General features: G+C 69.5%; 20 protein-coding genes. 13 read left to right on the top strand and 7 right to left on the bottom strand.

The window, feature by feature from the left end:
- The first annotated feature begins 31 nt into the window (after positions 1–31).
- Positions 32–553, top strand: coding sequence for a PepSY domain-containing protein (locus OG470_RS30730; protein ID WP_328417934.1), 522 nt, complete (start codon positions 32–34; stop codon positions 551–553).
- Positions 554–613: 60 nt separating this feature from the next.
- Here OG470_RS30730 and OG470_RS30725 read toward each other — a convergent pair whose 3' ends face one another.
- A complete protein-coding gene (locus OG470_RS30725; RefSeq protein ID WP_328417932.1) occupies positions 614–2,509 on the bottom strand; it encodes an ABC transporter ATP-binding protein in 1,896 nt (631 codons plus the stop codon).
- A 99-nt stretch (positions 2,510–2,608) separates the two neighbouring features.
- On the opposite strand from OG470_RS30725, the gene OG470_RS30720 reads away from it, so the two are divergent.
- The 3 genes from OG470_RS30720 to OG470_RS30710 all read left to right on the top strand — a co-directional run bounded on the left by OG470_RS30720 (position 2,609) and on the right by OG470_RS30710 (position 5,227).
- Complete coding sequence (locus tag OG470_RS30720; RefSeq protein WP_328417930.1) at positions 2,609–3,196, top strand: DUF5872 domain-containing protein; 588 nt, start codon at positions 2,609–2,611, stop codon at positions 3,194–3,196.
- A gap of 31 nt (positions 3,197–3,227) precedes the next feature.
- On the top strand, positions 3,228–4,340 hold the full coding sequence (locus tag OG470_RS30715) for an RNA-guided endonuclease InsQ/TnpB family protein (protein WP_328417928.1): 1,113 nt from the start codon (positions 3,228–3,230) through the stop codon (positions 4,338–4,340).
- A gap of 290 nt (positions 4,341–4,630) precedes the next feature.
- Complete coding sequence (locus OG470_RS30710; RefSeq protein ID WP_328417926.1) at positions 4,631–5,227, top strand: hypothetical protein; 597 nt, start codon at positions 4,631–4,633, stop codon at positions 5,225–5,227.
- Between the two features lie 45 nt (positions 5,228–5,272).
- Here the strand turns inward: OG470_RS30710 and OG470_RS30705 are convergent, their stop codons facing one another.
- The 3 genes from OG470_RS30705 to OG470_RS30695 all read right to left on the bottom strand — a co-directional run bounded on the left by OG470_RS30705 (position 5,273) and on the right by OG470_RS30695 (position 7,394).
- Positions 5,273–5,815 (bottom strand): sugar O-acetyltransferase, encoded by a 543-nt coding sequence (locus tag OG470_RS30705; RefSeq protein ID WP_328417924.1) that lies wholly within the window; start codon positions 5,813–5,815, stop codon positions 5,273–5,275.
- Positions 5,816–5,896: 81 nt separating this feature from the next.
- Positions 5,897–6,883, bottom strand: coding sequence for a LysR family transcriptional regulator (locus tag OG470_RS30700; protein WP_328417922.1), 987 nt, complete (start codon positions 6,881–6,883; stop codon positions 5,897–5,899).
- A 157-nt stretch (positions 6,884–7,040) separates the two neighbouring features.
- Complete coding sequence (locus OG470_RS30695) at positions 7,041–7,394, bottom strand: VOC family protein (protein ID WP_328417920.1); 354 nt, start codon at positions 7,392–7,394, stop codon at positions 7,041–7,043.
- A gap of 126 nt (positions 7,395–7,520) precedes the next feature.
- On the opposite strand from OG470_RS30695, the gene OG470_RS30690 reads away from it, so the two are divergent.
- Positions 7,521–7,772: a hypothetical protein gene (locus tag OG470_RS30690; protein WP_328417918.1), complete on the top strand. Its 252-nt coding sequence runs from the start codon at positions 7,521–7,523 to the stop codon at positions 7,770–7,772.
- Positions 7,773–7,783: 11 nt separating this feature from the next.
- Here OG470_RS30690 and OG470_RS30685 read toward each other — a convergent pair whose 3' ends face one another.
- Positions 7,784–8,614, bottom strand: coding sequence for a PIG-L family deacetylase (locus tag OG470_RS30685; protein ID WP_328417916.1), 831 nt, complete (start codon positions 8,612–8,614; stop codon positions 7,784–7,786).
- Positions 8,615–8,859: 245 nt separating this feature from the next.
- Between OG470_RS30685 and OG470_RS30680 the strand changes: the two genes are divergently transcribed.
- Entirely contained in the window at positions 8,860–9,882 is a 1,023-nt protein-coding gene (locus OG470_RS30680) for a LacI family DNA-binding transcriptional regulator (protein ID WP_328417914.1), read from the top strand.
- A gap of 34 nt (positions 9,883–9,916) precedes the next feature.
- Here OG470_RS30680 and OG470_RS30675 read toward each other — a convergent pair whose 3' ends face one another.
- Positions 9,917–10,624 carry a SanA/YdcF family protein gene (locus tag OG470_RS30675; RefSeq protein ID WP_328417912.1) on the bottom strand — a complete coding sequence of 236 codons (708 nt, stop codon included), beginning with the start codon at positions 10,622–10,624 and terminating at the stop codon, positions 9,917–9,919.
- A 162-nt stretch (positions 10,625–10,786) separates the two neighbouring features.
- Between OG470_RS30675 and OG470_RS30670 the strand changes: the two genes are divergently transcribed.
- The 7 genes from OG470_RS30670 to OG470_RS30640 all read left to right on the top strand — a co-directional run bounded on the left by OG470_RS30670 (position 10,787) and on the right by OG470_RS30640 (position 18,203).
- Positions 10,787–10,972, top strand: a complete 186-nt coding sequence (locus OG470_RS30670; protein WP_328417910.1) for a hypothetical protein — start codon at positions 10,787–10,789, stop codon at positions 10,970–10,972.
- A 261-nt stretch (positions 10,973–11,233) separates the two neighbouring features.
- A complete protein-coding gene (locus tag OG470_RS30665) occupies positions 11,234–13,303 on the top strand; it encodes a fibronectin type III domain-containing protein (RefSeq protein ID WP_328417908.1) in 2,070 nt (689 codons plus the stop codon).
- A 973-nt stretch (positions 13,304–14,276) separates the two neighbouring features.
- Positions 14,277–14,453, top strand: a complete 177-nt coding sequence (locus OG470_RS30660; RefSeq protein WP_328417907.1) for a hypothetical protein — start codon at positions 14,277–14,279, stop codon at positions 14,451–14,453.
- A gap of 164 nt (positions 14,454–14,617) precedes the next feature.
- Positions 14,618–15,073, top strand: coding sequence for a hypothetical protein (locus OG470_RS30655; RefSeq protein ID WP_328417906.1), 456 nt, complete (start codon positions 14,618–14,620; stop codon positions 15,071–15,073).
- A 55-nt stretch (positions 15,074–15,128) separates the two neighbouring features.
- Positions 15,129–15,572, top strand: a complete 444-nt coding sequence (locus OG470_RS30650; protein WP_328417905.1) for a DUF3995 domain-containing protein — start codon at positions 15,129–15,131, stop codon at positions 15,570–15,572.
- A gap of 200 nt (positions 15,573–15,772) precedes the next feature.
- On the top strand, positions 15,773–16,534 hold the full coding sequence (locus OG470_RS30645) for a cyclase family protein (protein WP_328417903.1): 762 nt from the start codon (positions 15,773–15,775) through the stop codon (positions 16,532–16,534).
- A gap of 13 nt (positions 16,535–16,547) precedes the next feature.
- The gene (locus OG470_RS30640; RefSeq protein WP_328417901.1) at positions 16,548–18,203 is read left to right on the top strand and encodes a thiamine pyrophosphate-binding protein; all 1,656 of its coding nucleotides are present in this window, start codon (positions 16,548–16,550) and stop codon (positions 18,201–18,203) included.
- Between the two features lie 46 nt (positions 18,204–18,249).
- On the opposite strand, the gene OG470_RS30635 is transcribed toward OG470_RS30640, so the two are convergent.
- The gene (locus OG470_RS30635) at positions 18,250–18,462 is read right to left on the bottom strand and encodes a hypothetical protein (RefSeq protein WP_328417899.1); all 213 of its coding nucleotides are present in this window, start codon (positions 18,460–18,462) and stop codon (positions 18,250–18,252) included.
- Positions 18,463–18,515: the final 53 nt, after the last annotated feature.

The raw sequence follows: 18,515 nt of genomic DNA, 5'->3' as shown, positions 1-18,515 counted from the left end.
TGTCGACAACCGAGGAAAGGTGGACACCACGATGAAGCGCAACTCTCTGCTCCTGGCGTCGGTCGGCGGGGCGGCGGTGCTCGCTGTGGCCGGGGTCGCGCTCGGCGTCAGCGCCGCAGACGACTCTCGGCCGGTCGGTGGCGCGGCACTCGCCGCCGCTACCGCCGACCCGACGGCCACCGACGAACCGGACGACAGCGCCACCAGCGCTACGCCCGCCGCACCAGGGGCCAGCGGTACGCCGACCAGCGGTACGCCGTCGAGCGGCAGTTCGCCGGGGGGCGGGGCGGTCAACGCGCAGCGCGCCGGCGAGATCGCGCTCGCCAGGGCCGGCGGCGGCCAGATCGTCGAGATCGAGGCCGAGCAGGAGCACGGCCGCCCGGTCTGGAGCGTCGAGATCGTCGCCGGTGACACCGAGCACGAGGTGGACGTCGACCGGGACAACGGCACGGTGGTCAAGGCCGAGCAGGAGCCGGTCGACGACGACCATGACGACGACGATGACGACCAGTCCGACGACGACGATGACGACAGGTCCGGCGACGACGACTGACGCCGTGTTGCCGCCGCCCACCACGGGCTCACCGTGGTGGGCGGCGGTACGAAGGCGTTCCTAGACGGCCGCGACCCGATCCTCCTGGGCCGCCGGCTCGTCCTGGTCGAACTGGGTGCGGTACAACTCCTGGTACCGGCCACCGGCGGCGAGTAGCTCGCTGTGTCGCCCGCGTTCGACGATGCGTCCGTCCTCGACGACGAGGATCTGGTCGGCCGCGCGGATGGTGGACAGCCGGTGCGCGATGACCACACTGGTCCGGCCGGTCAGGGCCTCGGCGAGGGCTTCCTGTACGGCGGCTTCCGACGTGGAGTCCAGATGCGCCGTGGCCTCGTCGAGGATGACCACCCGGGGGCGGGCCAGCAGTAACCGCGCGATGGTGAGCCGTTGCCGTTCGCCGCCCGACAGGCGGTACCCGCGCTCACCGACGACGGTGTCGAGCCCATCCGGAAGTGAGCGGATCAGGGCGTCGAGCCGGGCCCGCCGCAGTACCTCCCACATCTCCTCCTCGGTCGCGTCCGGCCGGGCGAACACCAGGTTGGCGCGGATGCTCTCGTGAAATAGATGCCCGTCCTGGGTCACCACGCCGAGTGCCGTTCGGACCGACTCGGCCGACAGGTCGCGTACGTCGACGTCGGCGAGCTTCACCGCGCCATCCTCGACGTCGTACAGGCGCGGCACGAGTTGGGCGATCGTCGACTTGCCCGCTCCGGAGGAGCCGACGAGGGCGACCATCTGCCCCGCTTCGGCGCGGAACGACACGCCGTGCAGCACCTCCTCGCCGCCGCGCGTATCGAGCTTCGTCACATCCTCAAGGGACGCCAGCGACACCTTGTCGGCCGACGGGTAGCCGAACCGTACCGCGTCGAACTCCACCGCGACCGGTCCGTCAGGGAGCGGCCGGGCATCGGACCTGTCGAGGATCAGCGGCTTGAGGTCGAGGATCTCGAACACCCGCTCGAAGCTCACCAGCGCGCTCATCACCTCGACCCGGGCGCTGGCCAGCGACGTCAACGGCGCGTAGAGGCGCGACAGCAGCAGCGCGAGCGCGACCACTGTGCCGGCGTCGAGGCTGCCCCGGAGGGCGTAGAGACCGCCCAGCCCGTAGACCAGGGCCAGCGCCAGCGAGCCGACGACGGTGAGCGCGGTGATGAAGACCCACTGGAGCATGGCGGCGCGGACGCCGATGTCGCGCACCCGCCGCGCCCGCGCCGCGAACTCGGCCGACTCCTCGGCCGGACGCCCGTACAGCTTGACCAGTGTCGCGCCGGGTGCCGAGAAGCGTTCGGTCATCCGGGTGCTCATGGCCGCGTTGTGCTCGGCGGCCTCGCGCTGCAACTGGGCGAGCCGCGAACCCATCCGCCGGGCCGGAAGGACGAAGATGGGCAGCAGTACGAGCGCCAGCAGCGTGATCTGCCAGGAGAAGCTGAGCATCACCGCCAGCGTCAGGACCAGTGTGACGGCGTTGCCGACCACACCCGACAGAGTGTCGCTGAAGGCCCGCTGCGCGCCGATCACATCGTTGTTCAAACGGCTGACCAGCGCACCGGTACGGGTCCGGGTGAAGAACGCCACCGGCATGCGCTGGACGTGGTCGAAGACGGCTGTCCGCAGCTGGACGATCAGCCCCTCACCGATGCTGGCGGACAGGAACCGCGTCACCAGACCCAGGCCGGCTTCGGCCAGGGCGATCACGGCGATCAGCACCGCCAACCGGATCACGATGCTGCTGTCGGCGCCGTCGACGATCGCGTCCACCACCCGACCGGCGAGGACCGGTGCCGCCACAGTGAGGACCGCCGTCACCACGCTCAACAGCAGGAACCTGATGATCAGGGAACGGTGCGGCCGCGCGAACCGCGCGATGCGCTTCAGGGTGGCCCGGGACAGTGGTCGTTCGTCCTGCGCGTTCATCGCGTGGTGCAGGGACGTCCACGCGGTAACTTCCATGCTCATGCCGTACCTCCGCGAGCAGGCTAGAACCTCGTGTGAGGTTGAGGTCAAGCCCGGCGCGCGGGAGGCATAGGCGGTGCGGTCCCCGGGTAGCTGCCGTTCATGGCGCGCTACACGAAGCCCGAACTCAGAGAGCAGATCAAGGAAGAGATCAAGGCTTCCGACAAGGGCGGCAGGCAGGGACAGTGGTCGGCACGTAAGTCGCAGCTGCTCACGCAGGAGTACAAGAGGCGCGGCGGGGGATTCGAGGGCCCCAAGGACGAGCGGCAGAAGTCCCTGCAGCGGTGGGGACACGAGAACTGGCAGACCAGACAGGGCGACACCCGAGCACGTCGCGGCGGCACGACGAGTCGGTACCTGCCCAAGCGTGCCTGGGAGCAGCTGTCGGATGACCAGAAGCGCGCGACCGACACCATGAAGCGCGAGGCGTCGCGATCCGGCAAGCAGTACGTCGCGAACACCGGGCCGGCCAAGCGGGCGCGCAGGGATGCCACGTCGACCGGACGGCTGTCGGAGCTACCGGTCGTCGAGGCGGCCAAACTCGTCCGTGGCCTCGACACTCGACAGCTCAAGGCTGCCCTGCGCAACGAGCACGCCGGCAAGGCTCGCAAGACGCTCATCGGTGTCGCGGCGTGGATACCCCTGCCTTCAGGCGGGGGAGGAAACGCCGCTCCCTCCCCTCAGGGATAGACGTACATGAACTACTGGTAAAATGCGAGGTATGGGTGAGGTGGTGAAGCGGGCGTACAAGTACCGCTTCTATCCGACCCCAGGGCAGGCCGATCAGCTCAACCGCACCTTCGGGTGTGTGCGCAAGGTCTACAACCTGGCCTTGGATGCGCGCACCCGTGCGTGGGCGGTTGACCGGCAGCGCAGCACCTATGTGCAGTCGTCGGCGTGGTTGACCGAGTGGAAGCGCACCGAGGAGCTGGCCTACCTCACCGAGGTCAGCTCGGTGCCGTTGCAGCAGGCGCTGCGGCACCTGCAAGCCGGGTTCGCGGCTTTTTGGGGTAAGCGGTCGCGGTACCCGCGTTTCAAGGCCAAGCGGAAGTCTCGGGCGTCGGCGGAGTACACCCGCTCGGCGTTCCGCTGGCGTGACGGGCAGCTCACCCTGGCCAAGATGGACGCGCCGCTGACCATCGTGTGGTCCCGGCCTCTGCCCGAGGGCGCGCAACCGTCCACGGTTACGGTGTCCCGTGACGCGGCCGGCCGCTGGTTCGTGTCCCTGCTGGTGGAAGACCCGTCCGTCGCGGTCCTGCCGCCGGTGGGCGCTGCGGTGGGGATAGACGCGGGCATCACCAGTCTGCTGACTCTGTCCACCGGGGAGAAGGTCACCAACCCTCGGCACGAGCGCGCTGACCGGCGCAAGCTGGCCAAGGCGCAGCGCGACCTGTCCCGTAAGGGCAAGGACACCAAGAACCGGGCCAAAGCCCGGCTTGCGGTGGCCCGCATCCATGCCCGCATCGCCGACCGGCGGCGGGATCACCTGCACAAGTTGTCGACTCGACTCGTCCGTGAGAATCAAACGGTCGTGATCGAGGATCTCAGTGTGCGCACCATGCTGCGCAACCACAGCCTGGCCCGCGCCATCTCCGACGCGGCGTGGACACACCTGCGCAGCATGATCGAGTACAAGGCCGCCTGGTACGGGCGGACCGTTATCGCCGTCGACCGCTGGCACCCGAGCACGAAGACCTGTTCGGCGTGCGGGCGGATCAACACCGCCATGACTCTCGGCGTCCGCGTCTGGACGTGTCCCGGCTGTGATGCCGTGCACGACCGGGACGTCAACGCCGCCCGCAACATCCTCGCCGCCGGGCTGGCGGAGAGGTGAAACGCCTGTGGAGGGACGATAAGACCCGACCCGCGCAAGCGGTGAAGGCGCGGCCCGGTGAAACAGGAACCCCCCCCGGGTGACCGAGGGAATCCCCGCCCTTCAGGGCGGTGGAGGATGTCAACCAGCGGCTTCAGGCGGAACTCAACCGGCGCTGAGCGCCGCTTGTCCGGGTACCGGGTCGGGTCCTGTTCAGGGTCGCTCAGTGGAAGACCTGAGACAGAATCAAGGGCCGTACCGGGGCTCTGCCCGGAGGCTGGTGCGGCCTCGGCGGGCAGATGATTCCCGGCATGAGACGCGCTGCATTCTTTGTGATCGCTGGACCCGTGTGTATCGCCGCCTACGGACTGGTACGACTGTGGGGAAGGTCCGACGGGGTGTACGGCCCGGGGTTCGACTGGCAGGCCGCGCATCTGCTCGGCCTCGCGGGCATGGTGTTCTTCGTCCCGGCTGTCCTCGCGCTCTCCCGCCTGCTGCCGCGCAGCCCTTGGCGAAGCGGGGTGGTCGTCCTGACGCTGGTCGGGCTCGCCGCCACGATGGTGCAGTTCGGCGCCGACATCGTGGAAGGGCTGATGGCCGCGGACCGGGCGGAGATGTCGGCGCTCGCCGCGGACTTCAAGGACATTCCTGGGGTCGAGGTGGCCTTCTACGACGTCGTACCCCAGTTCTTCTTCCTCGGCCTGGTCATCCTTGCGGGCATGCTGGCCGCCAAGCGGCGGCTGCGGTGGTGGAGTGCGCCACTGCTGTTCGTCGGGATCGTCCTGCCGGTAGCCACCCTTGACCTCCTCCCGCTCAGTGGTCTGTGCATGCTCGTGGCGTTGGCGCCGGCCCTACCGACCCTGCGGCAGCAGGTCGAGCAGGCCACGGCGCCCGCCGTCGTCCACTGAGCAGCCCTGGCGGACCCTAGCCGTTGTGTGGCCTCGGAGAGGTCGTCACCACCGTCGGTGCACGGTTGCCTTATTGCCGGTCACCAGGCTTGCCGGCGGAACGTCATCGGTCACGACCGCGCCAGCGGCGACCACGGCATCACGGCCAATGCTGACGCCAGGAAGGATCGTGGCACCGGCGCCGATCCACACGTTCTCTGCCACATCGATGGGCGCGCCGCTCAGCCACCCCCGTCGCTCCTCAGGATCGACCGGGTGACCGACGGTGATGAATGTGGCCTTCGGCCCGACCATCACGCGCTCGCCGAGCCTGATGCCGGCGTAGTCCAGGAACGTGCAGTTCTGGTTGATGAACACGCGCTCCGCGAGGTCCAAGTGAAGGCCGTGGTCCGTGTAGAAGGGCGGATAGATCGTGACTCTCGTCGACAGCGGCCTGCCGAGGATCTGTTCGAACAGTTCCGCCTTGCCCGCTTCGTCCTCGAAGGGCAGGACGTTCAGGCGGGAGGTGAGCTCGGTGACCCGCAGGACCCTCTCGGCCATGGCCTGGAACCCGGCGCTGTGGATGCGCATGAGACGGTCGCTGGACATGCCACGATCCTTTCTGGTGTACCGGTGACTGGATAAGACTCACTAGGCGCTGCTGGAGGCTGCTATCGGCAGCCGGCCGAGTCACCCTTGTCGGGGCTGGGACCTGCGAGCATTTGCGATGTCGCTGTCGCCGCGCCGTGGCGTCGTTGCCCAGGACGGGAGCCAGACCGTCTCAGGGAGCCTTGGCAGGCTTCCGAGGTGGGTGATGATTGCCCGGAGTCCTGGATGGGGGTTCGTTCTGGGCAGGACGAGAGAGAGTGGGTATGCGAGGGTCGGATTCACGATAGGGATGCGGCGTAGGTCGTAGTTCGTCGGCCAGATGTACCGGTCGCGTGCCCCAACGAGGGTGGCCACGTCCGCGGAGTCCGCGAGGGTGTCCAGGAGTACTTCGTCTCCAAAGTGCGGGCCTGCCGCATCGATGCGTAGGTCGAATTCGGTGGCGAGCTGATCGTAGAAATCTGCCCATTCGCTTCGGGGCGCGATACCCGGCACCCATATCCGGTGCTTACGCAACTGCGGTGGCGTCAGTCTGCGCGCGGAGGCGAGCGGATGTCTCGGGCCGACGAGAAGCTCCAGCGGAGAGTCGAACGCGTGAATCATTTGCACGTCGGATGGCAGCGTGTCCGGGGCAGTGACGGTACGGAACGAGGCGTCGATATCGCCCGCTTCGACGGCGGCGACGGCCACGCGTGGGTCGTTGACCCGGAGGGTCACCACGTCGAGGTTGGTTTCGGGATGCGACCGCCAATAGTCGTGCAGAACAACGGCCTGCGCGCTTCGCAGGCCGAGAACGTCGATCCGAAGGGCCCGGAAGCCCGGCCTGACCGCGGTGATGGCGCGCTCGACACCCGCGACGATGCTCCGCGCGTGGGGGAGAAATGCCTGACCATCGAGCGTCAGCTCAACTCCTCGGGCCGTACGTTTGAACAGACGGACTTCCAGCTCGCGTTCCAGGGCGGCGATCCGCTTGGAGACTGCCTGCTGCGTCACGCCCAGCTCATCGGCCGCATGTTGCACCTGTCCGAGCTCGGCCGCCCGGACGAACGATCGCAATGCCTCGGTGTCCACTGGTTCACCTTAGGCGCGCACAACTGATCGTTGTGGCTCGCCGTGGATCGGTTGTTTGATCACACGCCGGCGTGGCTGATGTGATTCACACATCCAACCGTCGGTTGTCGCGAGGAGCCACGTGCGCGTTAACAGATAGCAGCACGTCTATTCGGTGTCAAACGGTGGCGGCGGTCGGCGCGCCGCCGAGGCCGATCTCGTTGCCGTCCGGGTCGCGGAAGGTGGCCTTGCGAACGCCGTTGCCGTAGGTCTCGCGTTCGGCCGGCTCCAGGCCGCGTTCGGCGATCTGGGCGAGGCGGGCGTCGAAGTCACTGACGAAGACGGTGTTCATGGCGTGCCCGGCATGCTCGGGCCGTACCTCGATGAACACGTACCGATGGTCGGCCAGTTCCCATACCGCCTCGGTGTCGTTGGGCAGGAACGACGGCGGGGCGCCGAGGAGTTGCTCGTACCAGGCCGCTGCCGTCGTGTAGTCGCGGACGGGTATGCCCGCGAAGAGATCTATGGTCATGGGGTCATGCTAAAAGCCAGGGTCTTCTCGTTCGCGCCGTCAATGAGGCACGCAGGTCGGGGCCGGGTCGGTCGTGGTGACGGCCGGCCGCTTCCTTGACAGGCTGGCTCTGGATGTGGAGGTGGCATGGTGAGGTCTGGCGCTTCGTGGGGCAAGCTGTTCGTCGCGGGTCTGATGGTCCTCTGTTCCGGCATCCGTACCCCCGACATCCTGGCCGAGGGTAGCTGGCGCTCATGGACGGTCGTCCCGGTTCTCGTCGGCGTGCTGTGGTTCTTCCTTCGAGCGTTGGGTGACGTACTCCGTAGGCGTGACCTACGCGGCGAGACGGCAAACGGCGTGGTGGCCACCGAGGTGGGTCATCGAGCGGGCGACGAGTAGCACCTGCCCGGTCAGCGCAGTCCGGCGAAGAGGTCGTCCTCGGGTAGCGGCGCGCCAGTGGTGTCCTGGACGCGGACGAAGGTCTCGACGCCCATCAGTTCGGTGAACCGCTCCCGGCCCAGTTGCAGGAAGAAGATGTTCTCGGTCTGGCTGGCGTGCGCGGCCAACGCGTCGAACTTCTGCGAGCCGTAGCTGCTCGTGTCCACCCAGGTGTCGATCTCGTCGTCGGGCAGGCCGAGCTGCGGCCCCGGCTCGTCCGCTGCGTCCGGATCGGCCCACTCGACGCCGAGTTCCTGCATGATCCGGCCGAACTCCGCGAACATCGTGCGCGGCACGGTGGTCCAGTAGACCTTCGCGGGGATGTCCGTCTTCGCGACAGCGGCCATGGTGATCCGGTGGGCCTGGATGTGGTCCGGGTGGCCGTAGAAGCCGTTCTCGTCATAGGTGACGACGACGTCCGGTCGGTACTGCCGGATCAGGTCCGCCAGCCGGTCCGCCGCCTCGTCCACGGGCGTCGTCCAGAATGAGCCCGGCTGGTCGTTGTTCGACCAGCCCATCATCCCCGAATCGGCATAGCCGAGCGTTTCCAGGTGGGTGACCTTCAACGCCGCGCAGCTCACCTCCAGCTCGGCCGAGCGCATCGCCACGACGGCGGCCGGATCGTGCCCCGGGTCGCCGGGCTTGACCCCACCGGGGCCGTCGCCGCATCGCCCGTCGGTGCAGGTCACAAGCACTGTCGTGATCCCCTCCGCCGCGTAGCGGGCAAGGATGCCACCGGTGCTCGTCGCCTCGTCGTCGGGGTGGGCGTGTACCGCCATCAGGGTCAGAGATCGCTCAGCCATGCCCTCACCCTACGAGGGCCGTCGCAGTCGCCGTCCGGCGGCTGGAACTTCCGGAAACCTGGGTACCCGCACCGTCGCCAACCCTGCGTACGTCGGCCGGTCTTTCGCAATAGGGCCCGAGACCTTGACCAGCGTGCAAACGGCTCGTAGCGTCCGGCCATCGATCGGTAATTCCGGCAGGAAACCGAAAGTTCCGGGAGTGACCGAGCCGACCACAGGCTGCCAACCAGACGAAGGGACGGACCGTGGCCTCCGACAACGCCCGAAACGTCACCATCGCGATGATCGCGCGGCTGGCCGGCGTCTCCGTGCCCACGGTCTCCCGGGTCGTCAACGGCCGTTCCGACGTCAGCCCGCAGACCCGGGAACGGGTCGAAGAACTGCTCAACCGGTACGGTTACCGCCGCCGTTCGGCGGGCCGCCGTAATGCCGCGGCCCTCATCGACCTGGTCTTCAACGACCTGGACAGCCCGTGGGCTGTGGAGATCATCCGTGGGGTGGAGGACGTCGCGCTTAGCAGCGGCGTCGGCACCGTCGTCTCGGCCATCCACTGGCGCATCTCCTCGGCCAAACAGTGGCTCGACAACATGCGTACCCGCACCTCCTCGGGCGTCATCTTCGTGACCTCGATGGTGAACCCGCCCCTCCAGGCAGAGCTGCGCCGGCTCCGCCTCCCGGTGGTCATCATCGACCCCGCCGGGGTCGATCCGCAGGAGTCACCCACGATCGGCGCCACCAACTGGGCGGGCAGCCTGAGCGCCAACCAGTACCTGCTCGGCCTCGGCCACCGCCGCATCGGTTTCATCGCCGGGCCACCGCACCTGACGTGCAGCCGGGCGCGGCTGGACGGCTACCGGGCCGCCCTCGGCGCGGCCGGAATCCCGGTGGACGACTCCCTCATCCGCGCCGGCAACTTCTACCACGAGGCCGGCTACACGGCCGGTGCGCAGTTGCTGGCCCTGCCCGAGCCGCCCACCGCCATCTTCGCCTCCAGCGACCAGATGGCACTCGGGGTCTACGAGGCCGTCCGCAAACGCGGCCTCCGGGTGCCCGACGACATCAGCGTGGTCGGCTTCGACGACCTGCCGGAGGTCCGGTGGTGCTCCCCGCCGCTCACCACCGTCCGCCAACCGCTGGCCGAGATGGGCATGCTGGCCGCACGCACCGTGCTGCGGCTCGCCGGCGGCGAGAAGACCGAGATCCAGCGCCTCGAACTCGCCACCGAACTCGTCCTCCGCGACAGCGCCGCACCACCCCGCCACCACTGACGGAAGGACTCTCCGCGCAGTTCGGCGTTCGTTCTCAGCCGCTCCGGAGGGCGTCGTCGATGCCGGTCTCTCGGCGGCCGAGGTGGGCCGGGTCCCGACCGGAGACCAGGTCCAGCGCGGCCTTGAGGCAGGCGCCGTGCTCGCGGGAGGAGCTGACCCGCCACGTCTGGGCGTACCGCTTCGCGGTCTCGTCGCCCACGCCGTTGGCGTCGATGCCGAGGCGCCTGCACAGCGCCACGGCGCGGGGGAGGTGGAAGGACTGGGTCACGACCGTCGCATGCGTCACTCCGAAGATCTGCTCCGCCCGTGCGCAGGAGTCGTACGTGTCGAAGCCGGCGTGGTCGAGCACCACCTTCCGCGCCGGCACGCCCCGGTCGACCAGCCAGCGCCGCATCGCGGCGGGTTCGTTGTAGTCGGCGTTCATGTTGTCGCCGGACACCAGGATCGCCCGGACCTTGCCGCCGTCGAACAGCCGCCGCGCGATCTCCAAGCGGGCCGCGAGGAACGGAGACGGCGTGCCATCCGCGTCCACCTTGGTGCCCAGTACCAGGGCGACCGGCGCATCCGGTACGTCGGCCTCGCTGTAGAGGTGGCCCTCGGCGTCACCGCGGATCCACGCCACGCTGGCCACCGTGCCGCCGGTCAGCAGGATCGCACCAACCACCAGCGCGAGGAGCGTGTAGCGGACGAACCGCCGACGCTTTCCGTACCACCGCTTGACCGCACCGAATCGTCCCCGCATGCCGCCGGATTATTCCGGTTCCGTCGCGACGACCGGGACCGGGCGGTGTGGCGGCCCGCGGTCCACGCCTTCCGCTTGGATGCGGGAGGGTGCCACAATGACGGCGGCGCTCAAGCGGTTGTCCGCTGGGCCTGGGGGAGGGCCTTCCGCAGGAAGCGGACGGTGGGCACGAACCCGGAGGCCGCCATGGACTTTGTTCCCGACGCTACCGCCATCTCCAGCCTGGTCGATCTGCTCGGTGGCGTGCTGCAGTTGACGGCGGCGGTCGTCACTCTGCTGGCCGCCGTCAGTGTCCGCGGGCGTCGCTCAGGTCATGGTGGGCGAGACGATGACGACGCTCGTCCTTGAGACGCAACGGCGCAGGTCTACCAGGCCGGCGCGTACTCCCTTGAGGTCGGCGAACCGAGCGTGAGATTCTTGTGCGTCGATGACATGCCGCGCGCGCGGGGGTGACGTCCGTCCAATGGGCAGCCGGGATCCAGCACGGATTCCGGGGGACGGGTGAAACGAGCGATGGACCAAAGAGCGCCATCCGTCCACGAGTCTGCCCGCCGCCGCGCTGCACCCTGACCGGCTGGGCGACCCATTTCCGCCGAAGGAACCCAGCCCATGCAGAACCCGAAAGCCCGCGCGGCACTCCTGGCGAGCCTGCTGCTCGCAGTGGGCGCGCTCTCCGGTATCAACCCACCGACCGCCAGCGCGGCACCCGACCCGGTCGCCGTGACCGTGAACGCCCGCGCGGGGCTGGCGACGGTGCCCGCCACCGCACTGGGCGTCAACCACGCCATCTGGGACCAGCATCTCGGCAGCGCCGAGACGTCGGACCTGCTGCGCGACGCCGGCGTGCAGATGATGCGCTACCCAGGCGGCTCGTACGCCGACATCTACCACTGGAAGGACCACACCGCGCCCGGCGGTTACGTCGCACCGGGGACCGACTTCGACACCTTCATGGCGGCGGTCCGGCGGGTCGGCGCGCAACCGATGATCATCGCGAACTACGGCACCGGCTCGCCGGCCGAGGCCGCAGACTGGGTGCGGTACGCCAACGTGACCAAGGGCTACGGCGCGAGGTACTGGACGGTCGGCAACGAGAACTACGGCAACGGCCACTATGGAGCTGCCTGGGAGGCGGACGACCACCCGGACAAGAGCGCGACCCAGTACGCGAGGCTGGTCGTCGAGTACGCCGACGCGATGAAGGCCGTCGACTCGAGCATCAAGGTCGGCGCGGTGCTGACGATGCCGGGCAACTGGCCGGACGGGATCACCGCCGGCAGCGACCCCGGCTCCTGGAACCAGACCGTGCTCTCCCTCGCCGGCCCGAAGATCGACTTCGTGGACGTGCACTGGTACCCGGTTGGCACCGCCGCGGAGTCGCTGGCCCGGACCAGCCACATCCCCGACGCAACCCACCTGCTCCGGGAGCAGCTCACCCGGTACGCCGGCCCGAACGCCGCACGCATCGGCATCAGCTTCACCGAGCTGAACGTCGACGCCGGCCGGACCACCCAGCCGGCGGCGCACTTCCTGGCCGACGCCTACAGCGGGCTGCTGGAGAACGGCATCTTCACCGCCCACTGGTGGAACGTGCACAACGGCATCGGCACCGTGTCGGAGGTGGCGGGCCAGACCGACTACGGCGACTTCGGCATGCTCTCCAGCGGCGCTTGCACCGAGGACGGCTCGGTCTGCGAGCCGCCGCTGAACACGCCGTTCGCGCCGTACCACGGGCTGACCATGATGAAGCGCTTCGCCCAGCCCGGTGACCAGTTCGTCCGCGCCGGCACCGACCAGCCGCTGGTCACCGCGCACGCCGTCCGCCGGGGCAATGGTGACCTCGCGTTGCTGCTGGTCAACAAGGACCCGGACACGGCGCATCCGGTCACCATCGACTACGCGGGGTTCACCCCGGCCGCCGACGCGCCAACGGTGTCCACCCTCGCCAACGGCGCCACCGGCATCGCCACCGGCCAGTCCGGCTCCGCGACCAGCCGGACGCTGCCGCCGTACTCGCTGACCACGCTGGTGCTTCGCCCAGCCGGCTCGACCGCCGGGCGGCCCTCGGCGCCGGGTCAGCCCACCGCCAGCGGCGTTGCCGACCGGACTGCGACGATCTCCTGGCCGGCGGCCGCACCGGGCGCCAGCCCGATCGCGAAGTACGAGGTGTACCGGCAGAACGGTGCGATCGGCGAGCAACTCGGCGAGACGGCGGCCACCTCGTTCACGGTCGGCAACCTGGTGCCGGGCACCAGGTACACCGTCAACGTGCTGGCCCGCGACACCGCCGGCCGGGTGTCCTGGGCCTCACCGCCGCTCACCTTCGCCACCGGCAGCCCGGCCGCGAGCGCGTGCACCGTCCGCTTCACCACCAACAGCGACTGGGGCAACGGCTACATCGGCGGCATCGAGATCACCAACAACGGGACGAGCCCGATCAACGGCTGGACGCTCACCTGGACCTGGCCCACCGGCTGGCAGCAGGTGAGCAGCGGCTGGAGCGCCACCTGTGCGCCGTGGTTGGTGATGGCGTGGCCGGTGGCGGCGATCGCGGCGGTGGCGGTTTCGGCGGTGGCGGCGTGGCAGGTCACGAGCATGCGGGTGCAGTCGTCGATGACGTCGAACACGGCGACGAGACGACCGTCGGTGAGAGTGATCATGGTCGCGTCGATCTGGTAGCAGTCGCGGGGTTGGGCGTAGGCGAAGCGGCGCCAGGAACAGCGCGGCCTTTTGGCAGGGTTGCGGTGCAGCAGGTCATGGCGCGACAGCACCCGGTTGATCGTGGATCGTGACGGCACCGACCACGCGGGGCTGGTCTCGGCGTGGATGCGCACCAGTTCGTCGTGGATGTGATCCGCGCCGTTGTCCACGCCCAACTCGGCGCGCAGCTTGCAGATCCAGGCGTCCAGTTCCGGCGGGGCCTGGCCCGGGCTGTGGTGCGGCCGGCTCGATCGGGGTCGCCACGCACCCTCGGCCTCGATCCGCGCCCGGTGTCGGTAGAACGTGCGCGGGTTGACCCCGTTGTCTCGACACCACTGCTGCACGTTATCGATTTTCACCCCTGCGGTGAGCAGGGCATCCACCGCGCTCATGACCTGACGCCGAGTCGCCATGGCTTGCAGTCAAGCCCGACAACGCACCCCCACCTACAAAGCTGATCTTGTGACACAGGAACCGGGACATGAACTGCGACAGAGGTCATGGGACTGAACAGTTAGTGGGTAACGGAAACTGTCCAAGATCCGCGCGGAATCGTCGGCGCAGCTGCGTCGAGGTGGTGTTGCGTGGAGTGTTTGGTCGGCTATCGGCCGGTCGCCCAGTGCCGCGCGTCCCGCAGCGCCACGTCGGGCTGGCCTTCGGGCCGGCGTCGTGGCGGGCGTTCGTCGCCCACGTCGCCGTCCGGCCGTAACCGACCTCAGAACGCACGAAAGCGGCGCTTCACAGTTGAGGGTGTAGGGCCTGGCGCGGGGCATTGGCGGTTCACACTGGGTCTGGCAGGTCGATGAAGACCTGCAGCCGGGGCCTCCGCGTGCTAGGAGGTCGAGACGCTCGCGGGTGGGAAGAGGGCCGACGCCGATCGGTCAGCGTGCGAGTCCTGGCCTGACGCCGGTTCTCCCTCCTCACCGTCAACAACGCGACCGTGGCACGGACCGTGGCCGAGCAGGTCGGCATCGACGCAAACGACGTCGTCGCCGAAGTCATGCCGCAGGAGAAGAACGCCGTGGAGCGAGTCGGAGGGCAGTTTGCCGACCTCGAAGACCGGGCCGGCGCGGACGAGGGAGACGAGGTGTGGGACGTTCAGGCGCGCGGGCAGTGCTGGGCGGCGTGAACCCGATAACCATCCGGCCGCCCGCGAGTGATCTTGGTGTGGTGCCGCACCGTGGCGAACGTCGACTCGATCCACGAGGAGCTGCCGTGCTCGCTCCTGCGGAGTAGGCGCCTCCCTCGCTTGCGGGAGTTGGCGCCCGGTGTGTGGCGGCTACGGTCGCAGCCATGGTTGAGTCTGTTCGCCCACGACGCTGGCCGGCCTACGCGATGGCGGTGCTGTTCCTCGGTTACGCCGCAGGGAAGGCCGCCTTTGCCCTACAGGCCCGGCTCGGGTTTCCGGGCGGCCCGCCCGTATCGGCTGCCGAGACCGAAGGTTATTTCATGGATGCGGCCACAGCACAGTGGTTTGCGACCGCGTCCGGCGTGATGGGTGCATGCCTCGCCGTCGCCACGGTCACGCAGCTGGGGCGCAGGGTGCCGAGAATCTTGATGCTGCTGGTGCTGGTCGGGATGCTACTTGCCGCCGGCGGCGGCGCAGCGATCATGATCGTGGATGGGTTCGTCGGCATCGGTGTGGGCTGGCGGTGGTACCACGGGATCCTCGGGGTCGTTGTGACCGGGCTGTTCCTGGCGATGATCCAGTCCTACGCTGTGGCGACGAGACGACGTGTCGTCAGCTGATCGGGCGCGGGTGGGCGCGTACGGGGCGGCGGTGTGCGCGGCGACCTACGGGTCGATGAAGCTCGCGCAGGCGCTGGGGGCCAATGCGCTGGCCGACAAGGACCCGCTGCCTCCGCAACTGCGCGAACGGCTGCTGGCGCGTGATCCGCTGTTCGTGGCGAGCCATTGGGTGCTGGCCGGTGCCGCGGTGGCCGGCGTGATCGTTGCGCTAGCCACCGTCCGACCCGGGGGCGTGGCCCTCCCGCGCCGTCTGCTACTCGCGATCGCCTGGACGCTGGGGGTCTTGATGATCGCCCGGTCGATCGGGGTGCTGGGGTTCGGCTTCGTCGGCGACGCGCTGCTGCTGGCCGGGGTCCGCCCGCCACCGGCCGAGCATGCCGCATTGGCTCGCGACCTCGCGCGCTGGGATCTGTTGCTGTGGTCGCCGTTCTTCCTGGTTTGGGGTGCATGTTGGACGATGGTGGGATGGCGGCTGGGCAGACGCGGCCCGGCTCGCTGACGACAGGCGAGACAGGTACAGGTCGCCACCGCCCCCGTCCGGAATGGGCGGCCACCGCCGGGGGCGTACGACGACCGCGCCGCACGACGGGGCCCGGGAGCCGCTCCCCGGCCCACGAGCCGCGGGGACGGGGCAGCGCCGCTGACACGCCCCCGTTCGAGGGTCCATCGTGGAGCGGGGGCGCGGTGTACCGTCGCCGCATGACGGTGCTGCAGGAGTTTGTTGCCGCTCTTTCCAGCGGCCGGATCCAGGTTGTCGACCTCACCGCTCCGCTCTCGGACCAGACCCCGATCCTGGGTCTGCCCGAGCAGTTCGGCCAGACCTGGCCGTTCCGGCTCAGCGAGATCAGCCGGTACGACGACCGCGGTCCGGCCTGGTACTGGAACAACTTCTCCACCGGCGAGCACACCGGTACCCACTTCGACGCCCCGGTGCACTGGGTCACCGGTCAAAAGGGCGCGGACGTGTCGCAGGTTCCGGTGAGCCAGTTGATCGCCCCGGCGGTGGTGATCGACCACGCCGCCGACGCCGCCGACGACCCTGACTTCCTGCTCGAGGTCGAGCACATCAAGGTGTGGGAGGCGGAACACGGTGCCCTGCCCACCGGTGGCTGGCTGCTCTACCGCACCGGCTGGGACGCGTACGGCGACGACCCGGAGCGGTACGCCAACGCCGGGCGTACCCCGGGCATCTCCGTCGAGTGCGCCCGCTGGCTGGCCGAGGAGTCGCCGATCCAGGGCGTCGGGGTGGAGACGGTCGGGACCGACGCGGGCGCTGCGCATTCATTCGACCCGCCGTTCCCGTGCCACTCGTTCCTGCTCGGCCAGGATAAGTACGGCCTGACCCAGCTACGTAACCTGGCGCAGTTGCCGGCGACCGGCGCGGTGGTGATTGCCGGACCACTGCCGATCGTCTCCGGGTCCGGCAGCCCGTGCCGGGTCCTCGCGCTGGTCGAACGGTAGGACCGGGCCACAGATGCGGGTAGCCGAGGTGGTCGGGCGGGTTCTGTACGGACACGGCGCACGGTACGTCTTCGGGGTGGTCGGCAGCGGCAACTTCCATGTCACGAACGCGCTTGTGGCGGCCGGCGCCCGGTTCGTGGCGGCGGCCCACGAGGGCGGCGCGGCGAGCATGGCGGACGGGTACGCCCGCACCTCCGGGACGGTGGGCCTGCTCTCGGTGCACCAGGGTCCGGGCGTCACCAACGCGCTGACCGGCCTCACCGAGGCCGCGAAGAGCCGTACCCCGATGGTGGTCCTGGCCCCGGAGGCGACCGCGCCCCGGTCGAACTTCTTCATCGACCTGCCGGCGCTCGCCACCTCGGTCGGGGCCGACTTCCACCGGGTACGCGCGACGCACGCGGCCGAGGACGCGGGCGCGGCGTACCGAGCCGCCGCCCGGGGCGCGACGGTGGTGCTGGGCCTCCCGTTGGAGGTGCAGCACACCGTGACCGAACCATGGTCCGGCCCGGTCCCTGCGGTCGCGCCGACCCCGGCCACCGCCCCGCAGGTCGAGCCGTTGCTGGCCGCGCTCCAGGCCGCACGTCGACCGGTCTTCATCGCGGGTCGGGGCGCCCGGGCGGCCCGGGAACCGCTGACCCGGCTCGCCGACGCGTGCGGCGCGCTGCTCGCGGTCTCGGCCGCGGCGAAGGGACTGTTCGCCGGGAATCCGTGGAACATCGACGTGGCCGGCGGCTTCGCCACCCCGCTCGCCGCCGAGCTGATCGGCGCGGCGGACCTGGTCGTCGCATGGGGCAGCACGCTGAACATGTGGACCACCCGGCACGGCGAGCTGATCCCGCCCTCCGCCGTCGTCGTCCAGGTAGACCACGACCCGGCCGCGTTCGGGGTGAACCGCCCGGTTGACCTGACGGTGGCCGGCGAGGTAGCGGCGGTCGCCGAGGCGGTGCTCGGTCGGCTGGGCGCCGGCTCCACGGGGCCTGTGGACGCCGGGGCCGGCGGCTGGCGTACGCCGGAGCTGGCACAACGGATTCGCGACCACGGCCGGTGGCGGGCGGTCCCGTACCGGGACGAGGGTGGGTCGGCGCGAGCCGGCGCGGCGACGATCGACCCGAGGACGCTCTCGGCCGCCCTGGACGACCTGCTGCCGCCCGACCGGACGGTGGTGGTCGACTCCGGCAACTTCATGGGCTACCCGTCGATGTGGCTCGATGTGCCGGACGTGGCCGGCTTCTGTTTCACCCAGGCGTTCCAGTCGATCGGGCTCGGCCTGGCCAGTGCGCTCGGCGCGGCGGTCGCCCGGCCGGACCGGCTCACCGTCGCCGCGGTCGGCGACGGTGGCTTCGTCATGTCCGCGTCCGAACTGGTCACCGCCGTCCGGCTGGCGCTACCCCTCCTCGTGGTGATCTACGACGACGCGGCGTACGGCGCCGAGGTGCACCACTTCGGCCCGGACGGGCACCCGTTGGAGACGGTCACCTTCCCCGAGACCGACCTGGCCGCGATCGCCCGTGGTTACGGCTGCGACGGGTTGACCGTCCGGACCGTCGACGATCTCGAGCCGGTACGCCGCTGGCTCGCTGGTCCCCGTACCCGGCCGCTGGTGGTCGACGCCAAGGTCTGCGCCGAGCGCGGCTCGTGGTGGCTGGAGGAGGCGTTCCGTGGCCACTGAGCCACCGCCGTGCATATTACGGCGACGCGGGGCGGCGTAACCGGAATCAGGGCGGGATCCCGACCGGGGCGCGGAGTCCAACCAGCACAAGACGGGCTCTCAAGAGCATGTTCTCGCCGAGCGGGTCCGCGTCGACCTGGTAGCCGGCCTGCTCCAGGACTCGGCGGTAGCGCGCGCTCGTCTCCGGCTGCTCGGTGGTGCCGCAGTAGACGACGCTGAACGGCTCCGGCCCGTCCAGCCTGCTGTTGGCGTCCTCCACCGTGACGTCGTCTAGTAGTTTCTTCGGTTCTGTGGCGTTTGTTGCGGTGTAAC

It is taken from the genome of Micromonospora sp. NBC_00389 (assembly GCF_036059255.1).
In the GTDB taxonomy this organism is placed as follows: Bacteria; Actinomycetota; Actinomycetes; order Mycobacteriales; family Micromonosporaceae; genus Micromonospora.
The sequence above is the reverse complement of the archived record's forward strand: the minus strand, read 5'-3'. Positions and strand labels throughout refer to the sequence as shown.